The organism is Mycobacterium sp. E342, from assembly GCF_001667665.1.
Classification (GTDB): Bacteria; Actinomycetota; Actinomycetes; order Mycobacteriales; family Mycobacteriaceae; genus Mycobacterium.
Window position 1 is genome coordinate 1 of record NZ_LZJM01000268.1, and the last position, 937, is coordinate 937.

The window sequence follows — 937 nt, forward strand, 5'->3', positions numbered from 1 at the left end:
GGCACTTGACGCTCCAGAAATCCCTCGGGCTTGCCAAGGTCAGCCAGACCGCGCCGTCGCCAGTCCACCGCGGCCAGGTGGACCAGTCCGTCGACGTAGGCCATCGCTAGGCCGTGCCGCAGGGTGATGTCACCGAGAAAGGGTTCGGGCAGCTCGAACCCCGGCGTGAATCCATCCACCACGCCCATCAACATGAACTCGGTGCCCAGCACTTCGGCATCTTCGCAGTAGAGCACCGGCGGTGGATGGGGCACGTCGGTGCCCTCCAAAGCCCGCAGGATGCGCCACTCCCGCAATGTATTCGAGGCAGTGGGGTGGTTCTTGACCGCCGGCGGCCGACGTAACACCCAGGCGTGTTCACCGCGCGCCACCCGGAACGACACGTTTGCCGTTCCGGTCCCCTCGCCGATCCGTTCAGCCGTCATCGGGGTCCCACAACCGGGCAACTGGTCCCCGATCCACGAATCGAGCCGATCGACGTCGAGCAGCGTCGCAGTCGAAGTCATGCACTGACGCTAACGGTGTTGACAGTTACTGTCAATCCTGTCAGCGTATGTCACATGATCGATTTCGAGCTCCCGGCGGAGATTCAGCAACTGCGTGCCCGGGTCGCCGCATTCATCGACGACGTTGTGCTGCCAGCCGAGCCTCAAGTCGGCGCGCGGCCCTTCTTCGAAATCGTTAAAGAGCTTCAGGCCGAAGCGCGCGCTGCCGGGTTGTGGTGCCCGTTCGTTCCGGTCGAATACGGCGGAATGGGCCTCGGTCATCTGGCGAACGCGGTCGTGCAGGTCGAGGTCGGGCGCGCCTTCAGTCACCTGGGTGCCTGGGCGATGAACTGCATGGGCCCCCAGGACGCGACGATGCTCACGCTGATCGAGCATGGAACCGACGAGCAGAAAAAGCGCTATCTGGAGCCGCTGGTCAACGGTGACATTCG

2 protein-coding genes are annotated in these 937 nt (G+C 63.8%); one reads left to right on the plus strand and one right to left on the minus strand.

Annotated features, from left to right (window positions below):
• The coding region (locus A5692_RS30490) for a phosphotransferase family protein (protein ID WP_156765872.1) at positions 1-506 on the minus strand (506 nt) is incomplete at its 3' end.
• A gap of 54 nt (positions 507-560) precedes the next feature.
• Here A5692_RS30490 and A5692_RS30495 point away from each other — a divergent pair.
• On the plus strand, positions 561-937 hold a 377-nt coding region (locus A5692_RS30495; RefSeq protein WP_197514508.1), incomplete at its 3' end, for an acyl-CoA dehydrogenase family protein.